General features: G+C 46.9%; 21 protein-coding genes. 16 read left to right on the top strand and 5 right to left on the bottom strand.

Translation table 11 applies throughout. The features are described 5' to 3' along the window. Positions 1–11 precede the first annotated feature (11 nt). Positions 12–647 carry a pyridoxamine 5'-phosphate oxidase gene (gene pdxH, locus SPK40_RS14065; protein ID WP_248143042.1) on the top strand — a complete coding sequence of 212 codons (636 nt, stop codon included), beginning with the start codon at positions 12–14 and terminating at the stop codon, positions 645–647. Between the two features lie 36 nt (positions 648–683). On the opposite strand, the gene SPK40_RS14060 is transcribed toward pdxH, so the two are convergent. From SPK40_RS14060 to SPK40_RS14050, 3 genes are all read right to left on the bottom strand, one after another. Continuing rightward, complete coding sequence (locus SPK40_RS14060) at positions 684–1,361, bottom strand: helix-turn-helix transcriptional regulator (RefSeq protein WP_248143362.1); 678 nt, start codon at positions 1,359–1,361, stop codon at positions 684–686. A gap of 558 nt (positions 1,362–1,919) precedes the next feature. Continuing rightward, entirely contained in the window at positions 1,920–3,110 is a 1,191-nt protein-coding gene (locus SPK40_RS14055; RefSeq protein ID WP_330960855.1) for a putative manganese transporter, read from the bottom strand. Between the two features lie 85 nt (positions 3,111–3,195). Continuing rightward, positions 3,196–4,152 carry an AEC family transporter gene (locus SPK40_RS14050; RefSeq protein ID WP_330960854.1) on the bottom strand — a complete coding sequence of 319 codons (957 nt, stop codon included), beginning with the start codon at positions 4,150–4,152 and terminating at the stop codon, positions 3,196–3,198. 739 nt (positions 4,153–4,891) lie between these two features. On the opposite strand from SPK40_RS14050, the gene SPK40_RS14045 reads away from it, so the two are divergent. From SPK40_RS14045 to putP, 4 genes are all read left to right on the top strand, one after another. Continuing rightward, positions 4,892–5,677, top strand: a complete 786-nt coding sequence (locus SPK40_RS14045) for an AraC family transcriptional regulator (RefSeq protein WP_330960853.1) — start codon at positions 4,892–4,894, stop codon at positions 5,675–5,677. Between the two features lie 363 nt (positions 5,678–6,040). Beyond that, positions 6,041–9,151 carry a bifunctional proline dehydrogenase/L-glutamate gamma-semialdehyde dehydrogenase PutA gene (gene putA, locus SPK40_RS14040; RefSeq protein WP_330960852.1) on the top strand — a complete coding sequence of 1,037 codons (3,111 nt, stop codon included), beginning with the start codon at positions 6,041–6,043 and terminating at the stop codon, positions 9,149–9,151. A gap of 29 nt (positions 9,152–9,180) precedes the next feature. Then, on the top strand, positions 9,181–9,882 hold the full coding sequence (locus SPK40_RS14035; protein ID WP_248143048.1) for an aldehyde dehydrogenase family protein: 702 nt from the start codon (positions 9,181–9,183) through the stop codon (positions 9,880–9,882). Between the two features lie 218 nt (positions 9,883–10,100). Further along, entirely contained in the window at positions 10,101–11,597 is a 1,497-nt protein-coding gene (gene putP / locus SPK40_RS14030) for a sodium/proline symporter PutP (protein WP_248143049.1), read from the top strand. A 95-nt stretch (positions 11,598–11,692) separates the two neighbouring features. On the opposite strand, the gene SPK40_RS14025 is transcribed toward putP, so the two are convergent. Next, on the bottom strand, positions 11,693–12,145 hold the full coding sequence (locus SPK40_RS14025) for a MarR family winged helix-turn-helix transcriptional regulator (protein ID WP_248143050.1): 453 nt from the start codon (positions 12,143–12,145) through the stop codon (positions 11,693–11,695). A gap of 128 nt (positions 12,146–12,273) precedes the next feature. On the opposite strand from SPK40_RS14025, the gene SPK40_RS14020 reads away from it, so the two are divergent. The 10 genes from SPK40_RS14020 to SPK40_RS13975 all read left to right on the top strand — a co-directional run bounded on the left by SPK40_RS14020 (position 12,274) and on the right by SPK40_RS13975 (position 20,840). Then, complete coding sequence (locus SPK40_RS14020) at positions 12,274–12,699, top strand: organic hydroperoxide resistance protein (RefSeq protein WP_330960851.1); 426 nt, start codon at positions 12,274–12,276, stop codon at positions 12,697–12,699. A gap of 172 nt (positions 12,700–12,871) precedes the next feature. After that, positions 12,872–14,053: a tetratricopeptide repeat protein gene (locus SPK40_RS14015; protein ID WP_330960850.1), complete on the top strand. Its 1,182-nt coding sequence runs from the start codon at positions 12,872–12,874 to the stop codon at positions 14,051–14,053. Positions 14,054–14,174: 121 nt separating this feature from the next. Beyond that, positions 14,175–14,834: a CatB-related O-acetyltransferase gene (locus SPK40_RS14010; protein WP_248143054.1), complete on the top strand. Its 660-nt coding sequence runs from the start codon at positions 14,175–14,177 to the stop codon at positions 14,832–14,834. Between the two features lie 295 nt (positions 14,835–15,129). Then, positions 15,130–16,323 carry an acetate/propionate family kinase gene (locus SPK40_RS14005; protein ID WP_248143055.1) on the top strand — a complete coding sequence of 398 codons (1,194 nt, stop codon included), beginning with the start codon at positions 15,130–15,132 and terminating at the stop codon, positions 16,321–16,323. A 220-nt stretch (positions 16,324–16,543) separates the two neighbouring features. After that, a complete protein-coding gene (locus tag SPK40_RS14000; protein WP_330960849.1) occupies positions 16,544–17,176 on the top strand; it encodes a GAD-like domain-containing protein in 633 nt (210 codons plus the stop codon). A 252-nt stretch (positions 17,177–17,428) separates the two neighbouring features. Beyond that, positions 17,429–17,992, top strand: a complete 564-nt coding sequence (locus tag SPK40_RS13995; RefSeq protein WP_330960848.1) for a hypothetical protein — start codon at positions 17,429–17,431, stop codon at positions 17,990–17,992. 383 nt (positions 17,993–18,375) lie between these two features. Continuing rightward, positions 18,376–18,720 carry a hypothetical protein gene (locus tag SPK40_RS13990; RefSeq protein ID WP_330960847.1) on the top strand — a complete coding sequence of 115 codons (345 nt, stop codon included), beginning with the start codon at positions 18,376–18,378 and terminating at the stop codon, positions 18,718–18,720. A 411-nt stretch (positions 18,721–19,131) separates the two neighbouring features. Continuing rightward, positions 19,132–19,278 carry a hypothetical protein gene (locus tag SPK40_RS13985; RefSeq protein ID WP_330960846.1) on the top strand — a complete coding sequence of 49 codons (147 nt, stop codon included), beginning with the start codon at positions 19,132–19,134 and terminating at the stop codon, positions 19,276–19,278. A gap of 301 nt (positions 19,279–19,579) precedes the next feature. Beyond that, complete coding sequence (locus tag SPK40_RS13980) at positions 19,580–19,963, top strand: YwqJ-related putative deaminase (protein WP_330960845.1); 384 nt, start codon at positions 19,580–19,582, stop codon at positions 19,961–19,963. 1 nt (position 19,964) lies between these two features. Next, positions 19,965–20,840 carry a hypothetical protein gene (locus SPK40_RS13975; RefSeq protein ID WP_248143065.1) on the top strand — a complete coding sequence of 292 codons (876 nt, stop codon included), beginning with the start codon at positions 19,965–19,967 and terminating at the stop codon, positions 20,838–20,840. Here SPK40_RS13975 and nfi read toward each other — a convergent pair. Continuing rightward, on the bottom strand, positions 20,837–21,517 hold the full coding sequence (nfi, locus tag SPK40_RS13970) for a deoxyribonuclease V (protein ID WP_330960844.1): 681 nt from the start codon (positions 21,515–21,517) through the stop codon (positions 20,837–20,839). The genes SPK40_RS13975 and nfi overlap by 4 nt on opposite strands. Before the next feature lie 313 nt (positions 21,518–21,830). Between nfi and SPK40_RS13965 the strand changes: the two genes are divergently transcribed. Continuing rightward, positions 21,831–22,036, top strand: a 206-nt coding sequence (locus SPK40_RS13965) for a hypothetical protein (RefSeq protein ID WP_330960843.1), incomplete at its 3' end; no start/stop codon positions are given.

Genomic DNA, 22,036 nt, shown 5'->3' with positions numbered 1-22,036 from the left:
CGGAGAATACAATGGAGCTGTCTGATATTCGTCGCGAGTACACCAAAGGTGGTTTGCGCCGCCGAGATTTACCTGAGCAGCCGCTGGATTTGTTTAAGCACTGGTTGCAGCAGGCGATTGATGCCGGATTGACGGATCCGACTGCTATGACTGTCGCAACTGTTGATGCCACAGGTCAGCCATATCAGCGGATTGTCTTGCTGAAGCATTTTGATTCGCAGGGCTTTGTGTTCTACACCAATCTGGGCAGCCGCAAAGCCGCTCAACTTGCGGATAACAGTAAAATCAGTCTGCATTTTCCATGGCACCCGATTGAACGTCAGGTACATATCACAGGTGAAGCGGAAAAGCTGTCAACGATGGAAGTGATGAGATATTTTGCTTCCCGTCCGAAAGAAAGTCAGATCGCAGCCTGGGCCAGTAAACAAAGTGCCAGACTGACGGCTCGTCAGGCTCTGGAAGGGAAGTTCATGGAACTGAAAAAGAAATTTTCCGCAGGCGAAGTTCCGTTTCCGACGTTCTGGGGTGGGTACCGGGTGAAAGTTAAATCAATGGAATTCTGGCAAGGCGGTGAACATCGCTTACATGACCGCTTTCTGTATGAAAGAGAAGGTGAAGCGTGGCACATTGACCGCCTGGCACCCTGAACATCAAAAAGGCCACCTGAGCGGTGGCCTTTTATTTTACTCTTTCAGGATAATCGAGAGCTGACTGGTCAGCATGCTTTCGGGGATATGAGAACCAAATCCAAGATCGAGCGCTACATCCAGCAATTCGTTTTTAGAGTTGGCATTAAACTTTTCGCGAAGTTTGATCACATAGTTTTCAACTGTTTTCACTGAAACGTTGAGCACTTTAGCGATGTATTGTGGTTTTTTACCATATAACAACAGGAACAGTACTTCAGATTCGCGTGTATTCAGTTGCACCTTTTGACGATGAAGATCCAGGTTGAAGGAGGTTTGCTGATTGTTGTTCAGTCCGGCGGCCCGGCAGATCCAATGCCCGACTTCCAGAATGGCCGTATCTTTCAGTTCAATACCGGAAAAAATAGTGCCAACCACTTCGTTTTCTTCATTTCGCCACGGCATTTTCGTGAACATATGCGCACGCCAGTTTCCATCTGAATAGGGATGGATATCCAGTACGCGCATACGTTGTTCACTCACAATAACCTGATGGTCTTGGTCCCTGAATGTTTCGGCGCATTCGATTGTCGGACTGGGCATGTCAAAGTCAGTCCGACCGACACAGTCCAGGTGATGGTTGACACCAATGATTTTTCCATATTCCTCATTGGCATAAACAAAAACCGAATCTTTATCTTTACAACCCCAACATCCAGGAAGCTGATTAAACATATGCAATAAATTGGGATCGAGTGTGTCTTTCACGCTTTAGCCAGATTTTATTATTTTGATGGGCGGGTTAGCTCTGAGTTTAATAGATGTGCGGAATGTTACAATACACGCTTGCTGAAAACTTAGACATTATTGAAATAAATTAGAAAAAAAAGCCGGCCAAACTGGCCGGCAAAGACAAGAGTTTGACTCCTAAGAGTACAATCCTGTACGACGTGTAGAAGAGGTATCCAATCAAGTTCATGACTTTGATATGAGGGTAAATATCAAAGCAACCTCATTGGCATGTATCCAGATTCGGATACTGCAGTCAGTGAAAGAGAGGGTTTCTATCACTGCCTACAGATGCAACTATAGTGAATGACGCTCATTAGGTTAAGGGGGGAAATCACCTATTGACAATACTCTGAAAGTATGATTTGCAATTGATAGTAATTCTCAATATGCGATTAAGTGCTATTAAACTCTGAGAGTGGGTGTCTAAGATATTAAAAAATCGACCTCAGGTCGATTTTTTTTGCATATTTATTTTGACGATAATCCAGAACGACGAGTGCATCATTCAAAAAGCCAGTAAAAACCATAAGAAATCAGAAGTGCGGGGATACCGGAGTAGACTGTCGCCAGCAAGGCCGCTTTTGGCGCCAGCGCAATAGCCGGAAAGAGTGCGTCACCATCGTTGCTGATCGCGTTACCCAGCTGTGCAGACAGGGGGATCGCGCCCTGAATATACAGTGAGGTCACCAGAATTTGCGGTCCACAACCTGGAATGAGACCGATCATGACACCCAGCAGGGGCATGACGGGCGACCAAGTCGTGAAAATGGTGGCTAAATCCCATCCCGTTATTCGCATCACGATTTCAAAACACAAAAATGCCCCGATGACCCAAGTTGTGACGAAATTGGTATCTTGCGCAACCCGCTGGAAGAGTTTGGCTGTGGCCGGTTTTGGATCTTCGGAGACGGCGTCCTGATAATTTTTGATGTCCCTGCTCAGTGACCAGAGCACCATAGCGGTCAAGGCAAAAATGGCCCCTAGCGTTGACGTGGATCCCTGAGGAAAATGGAAAACCGTATCAAGATCGATCTGGAATGAGCCGGAGACGGCAACGAAAGCGCTTGGAAGCAGCAGCCATTGCCAGAAATAGCCTTGCCAGCGAAGGGAAGTACTTTGAGTATCTGACTGGGGATGGTGATGCTCTGGAGCCGACATTTCACTTTGAACCGGTTGCATAAATGTACCGCCGTGCAGGGTATCGACCAGCCAGCCTGAAATCATTCCGACGCTCAGTCCGACGCCAACGGTGAATAATCCGGTGAGCGGTTTGGCTGCCAGTAACAGAAAAGCAGCATCACCCATGGTCGCGGTCAGTACCGCCACGACAGAACCAAAGCTGAGCCGGCCCCGGACAAACTGGGTCATAACGATAATTGCTCCGCCGCAGCCGGGTAAGGCGCCCATGAAGGCCGCAAAGATGACCTGAAATCGCTGGCTTCTCTGAAGATACGCGCTGAACTTGGTGTTGTGGCTCATTCTGGCTGAGACGGCATGATAAACGGTCAATGTTGCGGCGACATATGCAGCTACTTGCCAGAAAGCATCCGCAAGGACGGTGACGGTCATCTCTCTGGTTGCTGGGCTGACCAGCATCGCAAACAGAAAAACCGGAAAAAGAAACCGCTTGTTGGTCAATCGCCAGCGTTGTCTTGTTTCCCGGAGCTGCAAAGATTTTATCTGGGATACCATGGGCACTCTCTACTTATAAATAAGAACTATCCTCATTTAATATTAATTGAGAGTGATTATCAATTGTATTTGTGGCGCTGGATGCTCAGATGATATTCAGCGTCTTCAATAGGGTCAGTCCCAGACTGCAGGTGAACATCGACCCCACAGTCGTCATGGCAATGATATTTGCGGCTAGATTGGCATTTGCGCCCATTGCTCTTGCCATGACATAGCTTGCAGCCGCTGTTGGCGCGGCACTCATCAGAAAAATGATCCCTAATTCGTTGCCGCGAAAACCGTATATATAGCCGGCAAGCGTGATCAATCCCGGAGCGATGATCAAGCGTGCGATCGATGAAAGATTGGCATGGGATGATTCCTGTTTCAGCTGACGCAGATCCAGGCTGGCTCCGGTACAGAGCAATGCCAGCGGTAAGGTCATGTCGGCAAAGTATCGGCCCGATTGCATCAGAACTTCAGGGAGCCGGATTTCAAGGACAGTAAATGGCAGGGCACTGCAAATGCCAATGATCAAGGGGTTCTTCAGAATCGCTTTGAAGACGTAACGATGATCAAGGGAAGCGGAGGCTGCGCTGGAGCGACTGAGCGTGATCACGGCCATAATGTTGTACAGTACAGTGATCACAGCAACATAGAGTGCTCCCACAGCGATACCGGAATCACCGTAAGCATTGGCAACATAAGCCAGCCCAATAATGCCGGTGTTCGCCCGAAATGCACCCTGGACAACACCACCACGTTCATTCGGCTCCTTGATCATTTTTCCGGCCAGCGTTTCAAACAACAGAAAAATAATAACATTTGCGAGTGCGGCAAACAGATAAAGGGATCCACTGCCCAGCCGGTGAATGTCGGTATTGATCAGATTCAGAAAGAGAAGCGTGGGTAAAGTGACCGTGAATACCAGTTTTGATCCGCTTTGTATAAAGGCTTCATTGATAATTTCCCAGTGTTTCAGGGCGATACCAAGCGCCAGCATCAAAAAAATCGGGCCGGTGACCGTAAAAGAGAAAGAAAACTGTGTCAGAAACTCACCCATTGCATTTCCTTTTCTCAATAGGTCTGGGAGGCGGCTGAAGTTCAGCGAATATTATCGATCTTGTTTTACCACAACGCCTGCAAAGTGGCAGTAACCAACCGATTTATTTGTCAATTTCGATGTTTTACCCGTGGCGGGCAGTCTTTGGTCTCTCTCAACCGGAAGATATCCGGCCAAATGTCATGCAACACATGATTTTTACTCTGGAAAAATGATCAAGCTGGGATAATTAACGGGCTGTGTCATTTGGACTGGAAAGATGATCAAGCAGGATCATTATTGCAGGATCTGGTGTGAGCCAGGCGGCGTCTCAGTAAGTGACAGAACAATGATCAAGGGAAGATCAAACGGCTTTTGGATCTTCCGGGAGCGTTGACAGGGATAACGCTCAACATGAACGGAACAATGATCAAGACAAATTGATTTAAATTATTGATTTATCATTTGTTGCATCCGGGGTGATTCCCGGATGGATCTTTTCAGTCGGTTGCCAATGCGGCTGACTGAAAATTCATCGGGATAAAATTGAAATGACACTGCCCGTAAAAAGTTGAGTCTTGATCACGCTTCCGAAGCCTCGTGATCGCTTTTTCCGGGGGATACAGGAAAGATGATCAAGGTTGAACTGATGCGAGCGAATAATTGAGACGTCTCTTTTCTTTGCTGATGCTTATCTATTATCATTCTGCATCCATTTCGCCTGATACAGGGCGACGTTTGAATAACGCAGGAAGAACAGATGAAGGATATGTCCCCTCTGTCAGGGTTCAAACCTGCGGAGATCATGAAACTGCCGGAGCATATGGATCACCACAATCATGGTTACAACCAGGTGGTGATTGCACTGGCAGGACAGACTGAATTTGATATTGAAGGATGCGGCAGTCTGGTGTGTCCCGGCCAGGGATGTCTGGTGACGGCGGATTCAGAGCACGGTTTTTCCGGCATTGGTCATAATGAGATTTTGGTACTGAACGTGCCGGTTACGGAAACTGCACCTGACTATCCGGTCGAGCGTATGCACAGGCTGTTTGATCAGTCTTCGTATTTTCATCTGGATAATCAGGCGCAAACCCTGATTCGTGCACTGACGGCCGAAATGCAGGCCAATCCGGATGACTGGCTGCTCAGTAAAGCCTGCACAGATACATTAATGTGCGTCTTACAGCGACACTTTAAACCCCTGGCGTCTGAGCGGTATCTGCCAAGGTTAAATATGGATGCCATCGATCACTACATTCAGCAGCATCTGTCCCGTAAGATCACGGTGGCGCAGCTGGCCGGACTGGTGTTTCTTGGAGAGAGCCAGTTCCACGTGGTGTTTAAAGAGCAAACCGGGATGACGCCGCACCAGTATGTGCTGCTGAAGCGTCTGGAGTTTGCACGCCAGCTGATGGAAGAGCCGAGGCTGAGTCTGGCGCAAATCGCACAGTCATCCGGTTTTGCCAGCCAGAGTAACTTTACACAGGCGTTCTCCCGTCACTTTGGGGTCTCACCAGCCAAATTTCGCCGTCAATGGATCTGACGGCCGCCAGCCCTGACTTTCTTTATTCTCCCAAAGCATAAACCGATTCGCTTTTATATTTCTCTGCCGCTATTTCTGCTGCTTTTCTCACAGGTCACTTTTCACTGAATAATCTTTTCAGGCACCCGGGTTGCTGTTTCTTACAGCAATTAAAAGTGAAAACAGCATTTTTTGCTAATTACTTGGGTCTAATTTTGTTATAAAGCGGACTTTTTCGACAAATGATCGGAGTTTTTGGTAAGACTCTGCGACAGGTACAAAATAAAATCCCCCGTTAAAGTAACACTGGTGTAACATTTATCCTGAATCACATGTCAAACTGTGTTGATGGTTATTCAGGTCCACTATATTGAGGGAATGACTATGTTCAATGCGGCAGATGCCCTTCAGCCATCTTTTATTGAGCAACCTTTAGATGCACTATGGCAGCAGATCTCACCGCTTTATTCGGTTGATGAATCTGCCTGGCTGGAACAACTGTTGCCTCTGGCTGAGCCTTCTGAACAAGAGCGTCAGTACACCACGGATAAGGCCACCAGCCTGATCGAACAGGTGCGTGCTGATCGCAGTGCAATCCAGATGATTGATGCCCTGTTGCTGGAATACAGCCTGGACACAAAAGAAGGCATTTTGCTGATGTGTCTGGCCGAAGCCCTGTTGCGGATTCCTGACGCAGCGACAGCAGATGCGCTGATCCGCGATAAGCTGAGCGTTGCGGACTGGAAGACTCACCTGAAAAACTCCGATTCCCTGTTTGTGAATGCATCCACCTGGGGTCTGATGCTGACCGGTAAAGTGATCAGCATGGACGCCAAGCAAGATGGCAGCCCTGCACGTGTGATCAACCGCCTGACGAATAAAATGTCTGAGCCGGTGATCCGTAAAGCAATGCATCAGGCCATGAAAATCATGGGCCACCAGTTCGTGCTGGGCCGTACCATTGGCGAAGCCATGAAAAATGGTCAGTCGAAGCGCGATAAAGGGTTCACCTATTCGTTCGATATGCTGGGTGAAGCGGCACTGACGCAGGACGATGCCAAGAAATACTTCAACGATTATATTGAAGCGATTGAAGCCGTTGGCCTGAACAACAAAAAGCATTCCAATTCACCTTGCCCGACCGTTTCGATCAAACTGTCTGCATTGCACCCGCGTTACGATGTTTCTAACGAAGACCGTGTCCTGACAGAAATGTTTGACACCGTGCTGGAACTGCTCAAACGCGCCCGCGAACTGAACGTTGGCATCACGATCGATGCGGAAGAAGCCGATCGTCTGGAACTGTCTCTGAAACTGTTTGAAAAACTGTACCGTTCAGAAGAAGTGAAAGGCTGGGGCCGTTTTGGTCTGGTCGTTCAGGCATACTCCAAGCGTGCACTGCCTGTTCTGGCCTGGCTGGCAGCACTGAGTAAAGAACAGGGGGATGTGATCCCGCTGCGTCTGGTAAAAGGTGCGTACTGGGACAGCGAACTGAAACTGTGTCAGCAAAGCGGTTACCAGGGTTATCCGGTATATACCCGCAAGGAAGCGACAGATACGTCTTATCTGGCTTGTGCGCGCTTCCTGTTGTCGCCACACATTCGTGGCCTGATCTTCCCGCAGTTTGCGAGCCATAACGCTCACACGGTGACTGCAATTCTGGCAATGGCCAAGCACCGTGACTTTGAATTCCAGCGCCTGCACGGCATGGGTGATGCGCTGTATAACCATGTGATGGCGCTCTATGGCGTGAACGTCCGTATTTATGCGCCGGTCGGCAGCCACAAAGATCTGCTGCCGTATTTGGTTCGCCGTCTGCTGGAAAATGGTGCGAACAGCTCTTTCGTCCACCGTCTGGTTGATGCCCGTTGTCCGATTTCGGATCTGGTTCAGCATCCGGTCGATATGCTGCGTTCGCGTCCGACGCTGCATAACCATCTGATCCCGCTGCCAAACGATATCTTCGGTGCTGATCGCAAGAACTCTGCCGGTATCAATATTGATATCGCTTCTGAGTGGCAGCCATTCCGTGAATCCGTTGAAGCTTATGCGGAGCACCACTGGACTGCTGGCGCGATTGTGAACGGCGAAGTGCAGAGCGGTGACATTTACAAAGTGACTGCACCTTATGACCGTCGTGAATCGGTCGGTGAGGTTGCCTTTGCCAGCAGCGAGCTGGTGGCGAAAGCAATTGATGTTGCCGCTGAAGCTTTCCCTGCATGGTCGGCGACTCCGGCTGCGGAGCGCGGTGCCTGCCTTCAGCGTCTGGCAGATCTGCTGGAAGCCAATACCGGTGAGCTGGTTGCGCTGTGTCATCGTGAAGCCGGTAAAACAATTCAGGACAGTATTGACGAGATCCGTGAAGCGGTGGACTTCCTGCGCTTCTATTCGCATCAGGCTGCCACTGAATTTGCGGCAGGGAAACCTGTGGTGGGCTTTGACGGACAGGAACGCACACTGACCTATCAGGGACGTGGCGTCTTCGCCTGTATCAGCCCATGGAACTTCCCGTTGGCCATTTTCCTCGGTCAGGTGTCAGCGGCACTGGCGGCAGGGAACACTGTGGTCTGTAAACCGGCAGAGCAAACATCCCTGATTGCATTCCGTGCTATTCAGATGATGCTGGAAGCCGGTGTGCCGGCGGGTGCGATTCAGTTTGTTCCGGGTCGCGGTGCAGAAGTGGGTTCAGTGCTGACTTCAGATGCCCGAATCGCCGGTGTTGCCTTTACCGGTTCAACTGAGACTGCACAGCGCATCAACCGCACACTGGCGGCGCGTGATTGCGATCCGGTGCCGTTTATCGCAGAAACCGGCGGCCAGAATGCCATGATCGTCGACAGTACCGCGCTGCCAGAGCAGGTCGTCCGTGATGTTGTTCGCTCTGCCTTTGCATCTGCCGGACAGCGTTGTTCAGCGCTGCGCGTTCTGTTTGTGCAGGAAGATGTTGCAGACCGCGTGGTCGGCCTGATCAAAGGGGCGATGGCGGAACTGAAGGTTGGACGTCCTGAGCTGCACAGCACAGATGTTGGTCCAGTCATTGACGCAACTGCGAAACAGAAGCTGCTGACGCACATTGGCGCCCTGAAGAACCAGGCCAAAATGGTTGCGCAGGCATCGGCCAGCGTGGATTGCGCCCATGGTGACTTCGTACTGCCGACAGCGTTTGAAATTCGCGGTATCAATGTGCTGCAAAACGAGAACTTTGGTCCGATTCTGCATATCGTGCGCTTCAAGGCCAGTGAGCTGGATCAGGTGATTGATCAGATCAACCAGACCGGCTTTGGCCTGACGATGGGGGTTCACAGCCGTAACGAACGTACTTACAGCCATATTGAGCGTCGTGCCCGTGTCGGTAACTGCTATATCAACCGTGATCAGGTTGGTGCTGTGGTCGGTGTTCAGCCGTTCGGTGGACAGGGACTGTCTGGTACTGGCCCGAAAGCAGGTGGTCCGCACTACCTGTATCGTTTCACGAAAGATGTGTTCACTGCGTAATGGCTGCCGGAATTGGGAAGGAATTAAAGATGACAACAAGTATTCAAGCACTCGTCGATCAGAGCAATGCAGCCTGGGAAAACTGGAATAACCTGGGTTTTGAAAAACGGATCACTCAGCTGACTCAGTGGAGCAGCAAGCTGGAATCTGACGTGGCGGCGATGGTGGCATTTCAGTGCCGGAACGCCAATGCACATGTTGCTGAAACGGAATTGATGCCAGGACCCACGGGTGAAACCAATGAACTGTACTGTGCAGGCCGCGGTATTTTTGTGGTCACTGCTGATGCAGACACACCGCTGGTTGCGGTTGCCGGTCAGCTGACGGCAGCGTTGGTGACCGGGAATACCGTGTTGCTGTGTCTACCGGAAGGCTTTGCGAAATCAGCGCAGCAAATGGTGTCTGAACTGGAGCAGGCTGAACTGCCGAAGGGCGTTGTGCTGCCGGTCAGTGCCGACAAACTTGATGACATTGTACGCCATACCGCTGTTGCCGGTGTGGTTTATGCAGGAAAACGCGAGACAGCGCTGTCGCTGTCCCGTGATTTGGCAGCCCGAGACGGGCTGCTGGGTCAGCTGATTGCTGAGTCTGACTTCGAGTCTTACCCGGTGATTGGCAGCCCGACTTATTCGCTGCGTTTTGTGACAGAAAGAACGCGAACCATCAATATCACGGCAGTTGGCGGTAACGCGACACTGCTGGAGTTGGGGAGCGGCGAAGAAGTACATTAAGTCGCTGAATACTGTTACCTGTAACTCGTGACCTAGACCGCGGGTCGGTTGACCGGCGGTTTTTTTAAACAGGATAAGGGTTTGCTGGCACACGGCAAATCTGAAGGTACGTTGTACGTGGTGGAGCAGTGGGCAGACGACCAAAAGGCTGAAAAGGATCAGCACCATTCAATAAGCTCCTGCTGTGACGGGAGCAACCAAAATGAGGGAACTCAATCATGATAGAAAATAGCTTTGCTATCACAGGTACGTTTATTGTGTATCTGATTGTAATGCTGGCAATCGGGTATTACGCCTATAAACGCACAGCAGATTCATCAGACTACTTCCTGGGCGGTCGTTCACTGGGCCCGTGGCCTGCGGCATTGTCTGCCGGTGCATCTGATATGAGTGGCTGGCTGCTGCTGGGTCTGCCCGGCTATGCTTTTGCTGCCGGTATGGAGTCGCTGTGGCTGGCTGGTGGCCTGCTGCTGGGTACATGGCTGAACTGGCTGATTTGTGCCAAGCGTCTGCGTACCTACACAATTACTGCCGATAATTCGATCACGATTCCTGAATATCTGTCGAATCGATTCAAGGATAATTCTAAGTTAATCCAGACAATTTCAGCCTTCTTCATTTTGATGTTCTTCCTTTTCTATACCAGTTCCGGCTTGGTCGCAGGCGGTAAACTGTTCGAAACCGTATTTGGTCTGGACTACAAAATTGCTGTGGTTGTCGGTACGCTTTGCGTCGTTTCCTATACGCTGTTTGGTGGCTTCCTGGCGGTATCCTGGACTGACCTTGTTCAGGGCCTGCTGATGAGTGCTGCACTGTTGATTGTACCTATCGCTGCAATGCAGGGCGGTTTCGGGGATCTGGCTGCTTCTCTGGAAGCGAAGAACCCGGATCTGATGACTATATTTAACGACGTGAAAGGTCAGCCGCTGACGGCAATCAGTATTATTTCTCTGGCGGCCTGGGGCCTGGGTTATTTTGGTCAGCCACACATCCTGGCGCGTTTCAATGCGACCCGTTCCAACAAAGACATTGGTACGGCTCGCCGTATCGCCGTAACCTGGACTGCACTGTCCATGGCGGGTGCGATTCTGGTTGGTCTGGTCGGCATTTTGTATGTGGATAACCAGCTGGCCGGCGATCTGGCCGATGGTGAAAAAATCTTCATGCTGCTGGTGAACTCCATTTTCCACCCGGTGATGGCTGGTATTCTGCTGGCGGCTATTCTGGCAGCAATTATGAGTACGGCGGATTCTCAGCTGCTGGTTTCTTCGTCTGCACTGGCAGAAGATTTTTATAAGCAAGTGATCCGCAAAGATGCTTCAACTGAAGAGATCGTGATGGTCGGCCGTGTGGCTGTGATTGTACTGTCAGTGATTGCCCTGATTCTGGCGATGAATCCGGACAGCACGGTTCTGGGTCTGGTTTCTTATGCCTGGGCCGGATTCGGTGCGGCATTCGGTCCTGCGCTGCTGCTGAGCCTGTTCTGGAAAGATATGAACCGGAATGGTGCACTGGCAGGTATCATTGTGGGTGCACTGACTGTGGTGATCTGGAAACAGCTGACCGGCGGTATCTTTGATATGTACGAAATCGTTCCCGGATTTGTTTTCGCTCTGATTGCTATTGTGGCTGTCAGCAAGGCCACCGGCGGTGCGTCTTCAGACCTGCACGAACAGCATGCTACGTTCGAGAAAAACCTGAAAGCGTTCGATTAATTACTGCTTTCATTTGTCTGAATGAAATGCGCAGCCCAGGCTGCGCATTTTTTATTGTCATCCCTCAACCAGCGCCTGTGGTAGTGATTATTGGGTTACTCCAGCCCGGACAGCGCCGCATACAGTGCATCGCAGGTGTCTTTCAGCGTTTTGAGTGATGTCAGCGGCATGTCGACTTTACACAGCAGCGACGCCGGGACTTGTGCGGCTTGCTGCTGCATTGCCTTTCCTTCGTCCGTCAGGCTGATTTCACGAACCCTTTCGTCCGTTTCGCTTCTCCGGCGAATGACCAGTCCTTTACTCTCTAGTCGTTTCAGTAAAGGCGTTAATGTGCCTGAATCCAGGTGGAGTTTTTCTCCCAGCGCTTTCACGCTGAGACATTTTCTTTCCCACATGACCAGCATGACCAGGTATTGCGGATAGGTCAGGTTCAGTGCATCCAGCATCGGCCGGTAGGCTCGGATCATGGCGTTTGAAGCACTGTAAAGGGAGAAACAGATCATGTCATCCAGCGTGATATTGGCTGGAATTTGCGGGGCATCAGACATGGCGGGTCACCTTGAATCGATCGCTTTCAATTAAATTGTGCACAATATACTTGCATTCAACATTTGGATCGATTTAATATTGCTCGCAACTTAATTGTGTGCAATTTAATTAATCCGGGAGAAATACGATGAAAACAGTTTATACCACTTCAGCAAAAGCACTGGCGGGTCGCAATGGTCAGGTAGCAACCGATGACGGATTACTGAGTGTATCGCTGAGTTACCCGAAAGCACTGGGCGGAACCGGTGAAGCGACCAATCCTGAGCAACTGTTCGCTGCAGGTTATTCGGCCTGTTTTTCGAATGCTGTGCTCCACATTGCCCGTCTGCAAAAGCTGGCTCTGAAAGAAGCACCCACGACGGCGCAGGTGCAGTTGCTGGCCAAAGAGGACGGTGGATTTGCTCTGGCCGTCGATCTTGAGGTGGAACTGGCGATGGAAAACGAGGCCGCGATTGCGCTGGTAAAAGCCGCGCATCTGGTTTGTCCGTATTCCAATGCTGTCAGCGGCAACGTTGCCGTGGGCCTGAAAGTGAATGGTATTTCACTGAACTAAATACGGCTGGTGACCTTGCCATCTGTTCATATCCCGGTACGTTGAAACCGGGATATTCCCTCCTGTTTTCAATCGCTGATCTGACCAGATTCAAAATCAGAGAAAATTTAACTTTAGATTTCTCTCAAGATGCCGTTATTAAGAAGAAGAAAGAATTGTCTCAAGAGGGGTTATGTCACAACTCGGTTTAGGCGTCTGCCTTGGTATTGTATTGCTGATTGTGGCGGTTTCCCGGTATTTTGCTCTGATGAAAGAAGTCCGCGAGGCAGCCAGAGAGCAGGCTCGCAGGGACGAAAAATACCGCCAGGTATTAGAACAGGCAAAGGCTGTTGAACACGAAGAAAAAGTCAGAAAGGCTCAGTCAGGTCATATTCCAAGCATTCTGTCATTAGCGAAGGAAAATGAAATTGGCAATCTCCGTGAAGCAGTCAGTTGGTACCAGAAAGCCGCTGAGCTTGGTAACGAAATTGGACAGAATGCGCTGGCAAGATTATGCCGCCAGGATGTTGATGATCCGCATGGTGAGGCCAGGTCTCGCTATTGGACTTGTATTGTCAAAGCAAATCATAATGACCCGGAAGCCTTGTTTGAGCTGGGCCGTTATGAAATTCGGGGATACGGCACTGCCATTAATACCGCTTCGGGTGTCGGACATCTGATTCAGGCGGCAGAAATGGATTATGTGCCGGCGCAGCTGTTTCTCGGCGACTGGTATGTGGTGGAATCGAATCCGTCCCCATCACCCCGCAGTGCCTTCTTCTGGCGGCTGAAATCGGCCGTGAACAGAGATCCGAAGGGCTGTATTAAGGTGGCCTATTGTTATCAGACGGGAATTGGCGTAGCCAAAGATCGTCGCCGTGCAATTTACTGGCTGGAAAAAGCCACAGAGCTGGGCAGTGTGGAAGCACAATACCTGGCGGGTAAAATGCATCTGAACTATGACCAGCCTGTCACCAATGTGACGGATGCGGCTGTTGCTTATATTTGGTTCTCCGTTGCTTTTGCATCTGGCTATCAGGATGCCAAGAAAGAACGGGACATGGCGGTACAGCATGTCGGGATCGAATCCATTCTGAATGTACAGAAAGTGGCGAAGCAGATTTATAAGCTGGTGCATAATCCGCCAGTTCCTGAACATGCCATTATGGACTTGCTGGATAAAGTGTATGACCGCTCTAAATACCGTCCGACCGACGCAGAGCTGGACGGCGCACTGGGCCGCATCAATGAAGATATAGATCAAGGGGATTATCAGACCGCGGCACCCGCTGCGCCTGCGCAGTCTGGGGGAACCGGTTCTGCTCCGACAAACTGGAGCGGAGACATGGTGACGACAGAATCCTTCACATCCTGACCCCGTTTTTTCCAGCCGCGCCAGAGGTCTGTCTTAGTTGATGGACAGTAAAGCGCGGCTGGCTCATTCCGCTACGTTATACTTATGCAGTACTTTGGCGCAAGATAGTCTAGAGGTAGCCATGGCAACTATCTTTCCCTCCTGGCTCGGCGGATACGAGCTCAATAAGAAAATTACAAACCCGAACATCATTGTCGGCGACTTTACTTATTATTCCGGTTATTACCACGATAAACATTTCGAGGATTATTGTGTCCGTTATCTGATGGGGGATCACTGCACCAAGGCCGTGTGGGATTCAGGTATCTTTGGGGATGTGGATAAGCTGATTATCGGCAAATTCTGCTCCATTGCCTCTGGCGCTGTGTTTATGCTGGCGGGGAATCAGGGACACAGACATGACTGGATATCTTCTTACCCGTTTGATGTCAGCGAATTTGGCGATAAGGTGAAAACGGGCTTTGCCCGGGTCGGAGATACGGTCATTGGCAATGATGTCTGGATCGGCTCTGAGTGTGTGATCATGCCCGGCGTTCACATTGCCGATGGTGCCGTCATCGGGGCCAGAGCCGTCGTAACGAAAGATGTGCCGCCATACAGTGTTGTGGTCGGTAACCCGGGGCGCGTCGTCAAAACCCGCTTTAATGCGGAAGATGTAGCCAAGCTGCTTGAAATGAAATGGTGGGACTGGCCGTTATCGACGCTGAAAGCCAATATGGATGTTATGTGCAGCCATGACGTGGATACCTTGTATCAGCGATTCCTTTCTTTTTCGGAGTAGCCGGAAAGCGGCTCTCCCGATTCCTGTTTGCTATTTCAGGTACTGTTTCTCATCTCAACATTTTGTTGATGCTTTGCTCAATATTTTTTGATGCATTGCAAATAAGTTTGAATTTTTTACACTTTAATTGAATGTTGAGTTGAATGTATCAAAAAAAATTGAGTAATATGGGGGCAGCACAAGATGCTCTGAACCTGTTGCTCCACATCAATTTCTGAGCATCTGTGCTCGACAACCTTTGTTGTCAGGCGGCACTCTGTGCCAAATCAGCCGATAATCTTCTGGTGGGAACCCCATGAGCCATTCTTTAGTACTAGTGATTAATTCCGGAAGCTCCTCGCTTAAATTTGCCCTGATCGATGCCGTGAGCGGCGATGCCCGTCTGACCGGACTGGGAGAGTGTTTTGGTCTCAGCAACGCTTCTGTCAGCTGGAAATATGACGGTGAGAAAGCAAGCTGTGCGCTGGAAGCCACAGGAAACCATCACCAGCAGGCCATTGAACGCTTGGTGACCCTCCTGGAGGAACTGGGTCTGAAACAAGACATCATTGCGATTGGCCATCGGGTGGTACACGGCGGTGAGCGATTCAGTGAAACAGTGAAAATTGATGAGAACGTACTCAGTCAGATTGATGCACTGAGTGAACTGGCCCCGCTGCATAATCCGGCACATGTGATCGGCATTCGTGCAGCGATGAGCGCCTTCCCGTTCCTGCCTCAATATGCAGTGTTTGATACCGCCTTCCACCAGAGCATGCCAGCCAAAGCTTATCATTATGCTTTGCCGCAAAAACTGTATCAGGACTATGGGATCCGCCGTTACGGTTTCCACGGCACCAGCCATTATTTCGTCAGTCAGGAAGCGGCAAAACAGCTGAGTAAACCGGCTGAAAAAACTAATGTGATCACAGTTCACCTGGGCAACGGCGCGTCGATTTGTGCTGTGCGCAATGGCAAAAGTGTCGACACCAGCATGGGGTTCACGCCGACAGCAGGTCTGATGATGGGCACACGGTGTGGCGATTTGGATCCGGGTATCATTGATTTTCTGATGAGCAAAGGCTGGAGCCAGGGGGATTTGCAGCAGGCACTGAACAAAGAAGCGGGCTTTTTGGGAGTCTCGGGCCTGACCAGCGACTGCCGAGGTATTGTTGAAGCCATGGAACAGGGCCATGAAGGCGCAACGCTGGCCTTTGAAATCTTCACCTACCGCGTTGCGAAATATATTGCTTCTTACATGGTGGCACTGGATGAGCTGGATGCGATCGTCTTTACCGGCGGTATTGGTGAGAACTCATTGCCGGTGCGCAGTGCAGTGCTGAAACACCTGAAGATTTTTGGTTACCGTGAAGATACCGCGGGGAATGAACAAGCCCGCTTTGGCGAGAAAGGCATCATTACCAAGCCGAATACCCCGGTTGCCATGGTGATCCCAACTAACGAAGAGTGGGTGATTGCCAAAGAGTCAATGGCGCTGCTGCACGCCTGAGCCCATCAAATCAAAAAGATTTTCTGAATTGACCAACGGCCCTGAGTTTGACTCGGGGCCGTTTTTTTACAAGCATTTTTTAACTTTAAATTTCATACCCAAGTGATGCTGGTCGCAAGAATTTTAGAAATAGATGAGTTTTCTTGGGTGTAATGGTGAATGGTAAAGGTGGTGCAAAATTGAACATCCGTCTGGAATTATGACCAGGACCAAATAAATTATGAGAAATGAAGATTTTGAAATCTTTATTGAAGAGATGGGGGAGGCTACTGATTATGAAGTTGCTGATCCATTCGTCATAGAGAAATATAGAAGAATTTTGCCTCTGTCTTTGATAAAAATATGGCAGGAAGAAGGCTGGAACGGATATGCAAACGGTCTATTTTGGATAGTAAATCCAGATGAATACGCTCATTTAGTGGGAATGTGGTTAGAAGGAACTTCTGTCAATAAGATAGATACTTACCACGTAATCGCACGTACTGCTTTTGGGGATCTCTTTGCCTGGGGAGAAAAGTATAACAGGAAAATTACAATTTCTTGCCTTACTGGATCTGTAATTGCAGTAGCAAGTGAATTGGATGTGCCATCTGAGAACCCTGATTTAACTATCGGTTCTTTTCTAGCTATGTCAGACCTTGAGCGGTATGACGTTGAAGATATTGAAGAAGAACCATTTTTTGAGCGATCTGTTGAAAAACTAGGGGCGTTGAAAAAAGATGAGTTATATGGATTTGAACCAGCATTAGTGCTTGGAGGTTCATTGTCATTCGAGAACCTAACCAAGTTAAAATTAGATGTTCATTTAACAATTCTGCGCCAACTAGGTGGGGTGCCTCGAATACCATATTAAAATATTCAAAGTACTGTTCGATTACTAGGAACGATCTAAACTGTTATTGTTCACTGAAAGACCTAAAGAATCTCAATTAAATTCATCATGGCACTATACTACGCTGAAAAATTTTACAGGTTGACTTATTCTATTAGCCTTTCATATATCGATCTCCCTTATATATAGGGCCTGCTAGATTTGAAATAAGAGATGAACATCAATATTATCATGTGACTATATAGGATAATATTAATGAAAGGACTATTTTAAATGATCTTTAGTGATAATGTAAAAGAAGAGTTATGGAATGGAGAAAGTGCAATTTGTTTTTTTGTTCACAACCGTAGATACTATTGGTTGATAGATAAGAAATATAATATTTGTTTGGATGGAGAAAAAGAATATAAGGCATATTTAAATAAAGGATATATAACAAAAGAAGAGTTTAACAAAGCATGCAAAGAGTTTAGACAGGGCATTTTAAGGTTGACCTCTGAAAATTTCATAAATTATGTTGATTTAGATTCTGTTGAGAATTTTTCAGTGGATATATTTAAATGTGAAGTAGTGCTAGACCGCACTCTAAGTACAAAGGTTGAAAATTATCTCACATATAGGGATGAACTATCTGAAGAGGACTTTTATCTTACTCAAAAAATAGTCTGTTTCCTTCCACTTTTTTATATTAATTTTGATAAGAAGCTATTTATGCACATGGATTGGGGAAGATGTCATGAGGATACGATATATGAAAGTTGGTCAGGGAGTTGTGGTGATTTCTTATCATTAATCCCGGATGAACAAAAGTATTGGATTCATCAAACGAGTGATTGATTGAATTTGAAAAACAAGTAATTTTTCATATCTGATTAATTTTCAATGTGGAAATTGACACAGATTATAGAAGTGATAAGTAGTTTTATAAATAAAATAAGTTTCATGCTAATTTACATTAATATGCTTTCGGATAGTCGTCAAATATTTTTTATAAAGCTAGGCTTAGATACATAAGTCAGTGGGCATATCCAGTGTGTTGATACTGGGAATCGACTGAAATGTGGAACGATTTATCAAAAAATAGTGAAATATCGGATATAAAAAAGTGAAATCGAATTGTGGATAACCTGATAATCCAAGGTCAGATAGCCCTGACATTGAATATCAAATTAATGGTCGAACTATACTAAGTAATCTAAAAGTCAGGCTGGAGGATAAATATGGATAATCCGATTGAAGAACAACATAAATTGATTGAACAGCTGTTTCTAGTTGTGAAGGGGAGCTGTCCTGTTGATGCCACGTCAGCTAAGTGTCGTTTTGAATATGACCATGGCTATGAAGATGGTAGTTTGAGTGTAGGATCCGCTTTTAGTTATATAACCAGAAATGAAGAGTTTTTCCCAGCGCTTGAAAGAGAACTTCGGCGTTCAGTTAAGGATTTAGTGCTCCAGCTTCATGCCAAGATGAAGGTGCATACAGGGGGGGGGGATTGGAATGCATTCATACTGTTTATCAATGCAGATGGAACTGTAACGACCAAATTTGAGTATCCTGACCAATAACCATCTATAAATTAAACGTTGAAAGGCATGGTGGGTCTGTCACAGATGAGTAGTTGTATGTTCGAGCACGGACAGGTGTTGCTCCAGATAGCTCTAAAACAAGACGAGCTTACACTCCTAGATTGACGGCATTTAATAGTGATGAACTATTGGTGCGAGCTGATGACTTCCTTAGAAATAATTACCTGGATAATGCAATTAAAAATGCAGAGCAGGTACATTAAGGATCAAAGTTTCAGCTGATAGGGGGCTGAATTAGACCGAGGCTATGTTCCAGTTGGCAAAAAACGGGAATATCAGGGTCATTAAAAAAGTCGATGGTCTGATAAATGTTGAGGCATGGTATGTGTACGATCCAGCTAAAAATGTCTGGCAGACGAATACAATATACCCAATTCCAGGTAAGTAATTATGGAATCATATAAGTTAATGAAAAGCGTTTTGGCTGGGATTTATGGAGCCCAGGCAGGCTTGGATGATGAAGAAGCCATTGCTGCATTTCGAAAAGATTTGCAGCATGAACCTTTTCGAAAAGGTATTGAGGTTGAACTCAAATAGGCCTTTCGTGATGAATCTCTGTCTTGGGCAAAACTAATGGATGATTGCGAAGTTTCCTTTTTAAAAACTGAAGAAGAAGCAAAATCAGTTGCCAAAGAGTTTTTGTGGGACGTTGTTTTTCCTGCTGAATAGTTATTGATATGTTGTTCCAAACAGATTAACTATTGGTTTAACTGATGATGCTGCATCGATCATTTCAAGTTCTACCAAAAAGCAGCTGCGAAAACAGGCTGCTTTATCTCGAGCTGGTGTTGATGAATTAGGTATCGTTAGTAAAAACTATACAAACCTACCTGGTTCAGTGAAAAACTTTCCGGGAGTTCGGAGATTAGATGATCAAGTCTTTGTTATTGACGATCAGGCTGCGTACATAAAACAGGTTGAAAAATTGTATTTAGATTCTGGAAATACTTTAAATTCTGTTACTCGAGCCAGAATATTAGAGCATGTTGGAGATGGTACTAGACAGTTTCCAACGCAAGCAGGTATCCCTGGTTTACACGCAGAAGTTCAATCAGTAAACAGTGTAATAAATCAAGTGCCAGTAGACTTTGATTTATCGAAAATAAATGTATCGACGATCAAATTAGCTCCTGGCCCTGGGCAAGGTTTGCCATTTCCAGCATGTAGTAATTGTGGAGGCATTTTGTCGAATTCTGTAAATATTTTGACTGGGGTTCAGTAACATGCTGAGGTTAAAAAAAAATGCATTAACAGAAGAGGAAGGAAAATTTTTTTATAAAGGTGATCTTTTCTCTGGAGTTGCATTTACTATGAGTGATGGTGAAATGGTAAATGCGATTAACATTTCGGAAGGGGTGGAAATAGGGAAGTATTTTCCTAGCTATTTACCTGTATCTGAAAGTAAAATTATCGATATTGAGCTTTTAGAACCCGAAAATGAAGACGATTATGAACCATTTCTATGTTTAAATGGGGAGCGTTTTAGTGGAATTGCGCTAGAGTTTGATGGTGCATTTTGTACAGGAGAGGTATTGTATGTAAGAGGATGGTCTGACTCACAAGTTGCCTACTATGAGACGGGATGCTTAGAGTCAATAGAGCTTGTTGAGGATGGTTTCTCTCAAATTTATCAGTGGTATGAAAATGATCAGTTAAAGAAATATGAAGTTACATCAAGAAACTCATTTTCTTTTGATTTAGCGTTTAATGAAAATGGATACTTGTCTGTTCTTGGAATGGAAGGTGATTACTTTAATCAAGTAAAAATGATATCAGATAAGTTAGTAATTCCAGCTTTTAAAGATGATTCTTTTTTAAGAAATTTAAAATCAGCTGAGTTTTTATCTCTTTCTGGACATTCAGTTACAGATAAGTTGTTTAGACGATTAATTTATTCGGGAGTGCTAGAGCTGATGGAGAGTATTAGCCTATTCCAAACAGCAGTAACAAAAGAAAGCTTATTTTTACTGCAAGAGGATAGTAATCTTAAAAATTTGCTTATAAACTCTAATATTATAAACTTAGATGACTTAAAGTTATTTAAGTTAAATAATCCGGATTGTTATGTCGAGTTCAATCGAGTGGAAGTATTAGTTTAATTTTTTAATTTCTTAATTGTAGCGTTTACTAATTGATCTGCTTTCCTTGTTGTTTCTGGTAAGCGGTATTTAGGTGAGAGTTTTAAAATCCATTCACAAGCTGTTGCTAACGAAACACGATGACCAATGGAAACATAAATTGGGTTTATGAAATCTTGTGTTCGTAATACACTACCGATTGTTTCACCATTATCAATGAGAGGGGCTGTTGCTCCTCTATTTTTATCTGGCTCTGTATGCTCTCCTAATAAACGAGTTTTACCGCAGCCAATCGTCGGTACATCAAAAATCACCCCTAAATGGCAAGCTAATCCAAAGCGGCGAGGATGTGCATAACCTTGGCCATCGCATACGATTAAATCGGGTAGGTGCTTTACCTTCTCAAATGCCTTTATCAGTGGTGGCAATTCCCGAAAAGAAAATAGGCCAGGAATATAAGGAAATTGCTCTTTATCAATAGCGGTAGCTGTTTCAATAACTTCTAGAGTCTCAGCATCAAGAACAACAACTGAGGCAACCAATCTATCGCTGTCCTTCTGGTAGGCGACATCAACTCCAGCAACAAGCTTTACTTTATTGACTTGATCTGTCTTTACAACTTTAGCAGCCAGCTCTTGTTGTAGGTTTAAAGCTTCTTCCTGGGATAAAGCCCAAGGGTGATTGAAAATAGGTTCCACTGATAGTTTTTTGAGTTTTCTGAAAGTCGGATATTCTTATGCTCCAAGAGAATGCCATCAATAGTTGTGACTTACAAGAAAGATAGTATAAAAATAAAAAACTCTAAATTTCAATGCCTTATGTTGTTGCCTTCTCTAGTTTATACTGATTGGTCCAAGTGACTTGTTGGAGTTGCAAGGACTGACACGTTTGTGTATGACTTTCTGAGCTTTCCCTAACATCCCTAAAAGCACCTAAAGTCAGCCCATAACCTTAACCTCAGGCGGCACAGTAGATATCAAAGTCGCCGGGAATACCGACGCCACCGGCGCGGTGATCGCCACCGTCGATGAAGACGGCAATGACCTCGGTAATCTGGCTCTGACCACTGGCAGTCTGACATTCCGCGATCTGAACAATACCGACTACCGGCAGGACATGTCCGGGGGGCTGACGTCCAGCGTGGGTCTGTCAGGTAGTATCGATTGGACTAAAAACACCACCACTCTGCAGTACAAAAACACCTCGTCTTACAGCAA

It is taken from the genome of Photobacterium sp. 53610, from assembly GCF_036409375.1.
Taxonomy (GTDB): Bacteria; Pseudomonadota; Gammaproteobacteria; order Enterobacterales; family Vibrionaceae; genus Photobacterium.
This window is presented reverse-complemented; position numbering and strand designations above follow the sequence as displayed.